We start from the raw sequence: 3,840 nt of genomic DNA on the forward strand, positions 1-3,840 counted from the left end.
GTTCTCCTCGGCTGCCGGTGTGTTCGGTGCGGCGGGTCAGGGCAGCTACGCGGCGGCGAACGCGTTCCTGGATGCTCTGGCTGAGCATCGCAGGGACGAGGGGCTGCCGGCGGTGTCGCTGGCGTGGGGTCTGTGGGACACCGCCGACGGTATGGGCGGCGCACTCGCCCGCACCGACCGCGAACGCATCCAGCGGGGCGGCATCACCGCGCTCACCGTCGACACGGGCCTCGCCCTCTTCGACCGCGCGGTCGGCCGGTCCGCACAACAGGCCGCTGACGCCCTGCTGGTGCCCGTCCCCCTGGACCCGGCGGCGCTGCGGGCACAGGCGAGCACCGGGATGCTGCCGGCACTGCTGCGCGGCCTGGTGCGGGTACCGGTCCGACGTACGGCCGCGGCCGTGGACACGGCCGCCGCGGGCGAACTGGCGCAGCGGCTCACCGGCCGCCCCGCCGAGGAGCAGCAGGCGGCCCTGCTGGAGCTGGTGCGCGGCCAGGTGGCGGCGGTCCTCGGACACCCCTCACCGGACACGATCGAGGCCGGCCGGGCCTTCAAGGAACTCGGCTTCGACTCGCTGACCTCCGTCGAGCTGCGCAACCGGCTCGGCACGGCCATCGGGCAGCGGCTGCCCGCCACCCTCGTCTTCGACCACCCGACTCCGCTCGTTCTGGCCGAGTACCTGCGCTCCGAGCTCCTGGGCGGCGCAAACGACGCCGAACAGGCCGAGAGCGGCATCACCGGCCCGATCACCGACGACGACCCGATAGCCATCGTCGGCATGAGCTGCCGTTACCCCGGCGGCGTGCAGACCCCGGAGGACCTGTGGAACCTGGTCCTGGGCGGCGGCGACGCCATCAGCGAGTTCCCCCAGGGACGTGGCTGGGACCTGGCGGCGCTGTACGACCCGGACCCGGACGGCAAGGGCACCAGCTACACCCGCGAGGGCGGATTCCTGCACGACGCGGGCGAGTTCGACCCGGCGTTCTTCGGCATCAGCCCGCGCGAGGCGGTGGCGATGGACCCGCAGCAGCGGCTGCTGCTGGAAACCACCTGGGAGGCGTTCGAACGCGCCGGGATCGATCCGGCCACGATGCGTGGCAGCCGGACGGGTGTCTTCGCGGGCATCATGTACCACGACTACGCCACCCGGATCACCTCCGTGCCCGACGGCGTCGAGGGCTACCTCGGCACCGGCAACTCCGGCAGCATCGCCTCCGGCCGCGTCGCCTACGCCTTCGGCCTCGAAGGCCCGGCGGTCACCGTCGACACGGCCTGCTCGTCGTCGCTCGTCGCCCTGCACTGGGCGATCCAGGCGCTGCGCAGCGGCGAGTGCTCCATGGCGCTCGCGGGCGGTGTGACGGTCATGTCCACTCCCGGCACCTTCACCGAGTTCAGCCGCCAGCGCGGGCTCGCGGCCGACGGCCGCATCAAGTCGTTCGCGGCGGCCGCCGACGGGACCAGCTGGTCGGAGGGCGCAGGCATGCTGCTCGTGGAACGGCTCTCCGACGCCCGCAGGAACGGCCACCCGGTCCTCGCCGTCGTACGCGGCAGCGCCATCAATCAGGACGGCGCGAGCAACGGCCTCACCGCGCCGAACGGCCCGTCCCAGCAGCGCGTCATCCGTCAGGCACTGGCGGGCGCGGGCCTGGCCGGCGACCAGATCGACGTGGTGGAGGCGCACGGTACGGGTACGACGCTGGGCGACCCGATCGAGGCGCAGGCGCTGCTGGCCACCTACGGCAAGGCCCGGGCCGAGGACACGCCGCTGTGGCTGGGCTCGATCAAGTCGAACATCGGTCACACGCAGGCCGCCGCCGGCGTCGCCGGGATCATCAAGATGGTGATGGCGATGCGGCACGGTGTGCTGCCGCGGACCCTGCACGTGGACGAGCCGACCCCGCACGTGGACTGGTCTGCGGGTGCGGTGGAGCTGCTGACCGAGGCGCGGGAGTGGCCGGAGACCGGCCGTCCCCGCCGGGCGGCGGTGTCCTCCTTCGGCATCAGCGGCACCAACGCCCACACCATCCTCGAACAGGCGCCCTCCGACGAGCCGGCACCTGCCTTCCGGACGGAGCCGGCACCGCGGGCCACACCCCTGGTACTCACCGCCAAGACCGCCGACGCGCTGCACGCCCAGGCCCAGCGGCTGAGGGACCGCATGGCGGCCGACCCGGACCTCTCGCCCGTAGACGTCGGCTACTCGCTGGCCACCGGACGGGCGGCCTTCGACCACCGCGCGGCGGTCGTCGGCACCGACCGGGACACCCTCCTCGCCGGCCTGACAGCTCTCGCCGAGGACGGGACGGCCACGGGCCTGGTGCGCGCCACGGCCACCACGGGCAAGCTGGCCTTCCTGTTCACCGGTCAGGGCAGTCAGCGGCTGGGGATGGGCCGGGAGCTGTACGACGCCTATCCCGTGTTCGCCCAGGTGCTGGACGTGATCCTCACCCACTTCGAACTGCCCCTGCGTGAGGCGCTGTTCGGTGACGATGCCGGGCTGATCGACCGGACGGCGTTCACGCAGCCCGCGTTGTTCGCGGTCGAGGTGGCGCTGTTCCGGCTGCTGGAGTCGTGGGGTGTGCGCCCGGACTTCGTCTCCGGTCATTCGATCGGTGAGATCGCGGCGGCGCACTGTGCGGGTGTGCTGTCACTGGCCGACGCGTGCACGCTGGTCGCGGCCCGTGGTCGGCTGATGCAGGAGCTGCCCGCCGGTGGTGCGATGGTGGCCGTCCAGGCCGCCGAGGACGAGGTGGCGCCGTTCCTGACGGACGCCGTGAGCATCGCGGCCGTCAACGGCCCGACTTCCGTCGTCATCGCAGGTGACGAGGACGCCGCACTGGAGATCGCGGCCCGCTTCGAGGAACAGGGCCGCAGGACGAGGCGGCTGACGGTCAGTCACGCCTTCCACTCCCCGCACATGGACCCGATGCTGGCCGACTTCCGCAAGGTTGCCGAGGGACTGTCCTACGCCCCTGCGCGCATCGCGGTCGTGTCGAACCTGACCGGCGCCGTGGTGACCGCCGAGGACATCACCGAGCCGGAGTTCTGGGTGCGGCACGTGCGGGAGGCGGTCCGCTTCCACGACGGCGTACGGGCCTTGGAGGCCGAGGGCGTCACCACGTTCCTCGAACTCGGCCCCGACGGGGTGCTGTCGGCCATGGGCCAGGAGTGCGTCACGGGCGAGGACCACGCGTTCGCACCCGTGCTGCGCAAGGGACGTCCCGAGACGGAGACGCCGGTGTCCGCGCTGGCCACGGCGTTCGTCCGCGGTGTGCCACTGGACTGGCGGGCCTTCTTCGCCGCCACCGGCGCCAGCCGTGTGGAACTGCCCACCTACCCGTTCCAGCGGCAGTGGTACTGGCTGGACTCGGCCGCCCCGGCGGGCGGTCCCGCCGACGCGGCCGGGCTGGGTCTCGAGACCGCCGATCATCCGCTGCTGGGTGCCGCCGTTGAACTGCCCGACACGGACGGCTTCCTGTTCACCGGCCGGTTGTCGGTGGAGACGCAGCCGTGGCTGGCCGATCACGCGGTCATGGGTGCGGTGCTGCTGCCCGGCACGGCGTTCGTCGAAATGGCACTGCACGCCGGCGAACAGGTCGGCCGCGAGCACGTCGAGGAGCTGACTCTGCAGGCGCCGCTCGTCCTGCCCGAACAGGGCGGTGTCCAGCTGCGTCTCTCCGTCGGTGCCGACGACGGCGACGGCCGCCGCCCGCTGACGCTCCATTCACGAGCGGAAGGCACCGCGGCGGAGGAGCCGTGGGTGCGGCATGCCACGGGTGTGCTGGCGGAGGGTGCGGGTGAGGTGTCCGCGGTTGATCTGGGGGTGTGGCCGCCTCGGGG

The 3,840-nt window shown here is 72.6% G+C and carries 1 protein-coding gene; it reads left to right on the forward strand.

Annotated features, from left to right (window positions below):
* Window positions 1-3,840, forward strand: a 3,840-nt coding sequence (locus ACZ5NH_RS45285) for a type I polyketide synthase (protein ID WP_468784306.1), incomplete at both ends; no start/stop codon positions are given.

The organism is Streptomyces sp. NPDC031426 (assembly GCF_055581585.1).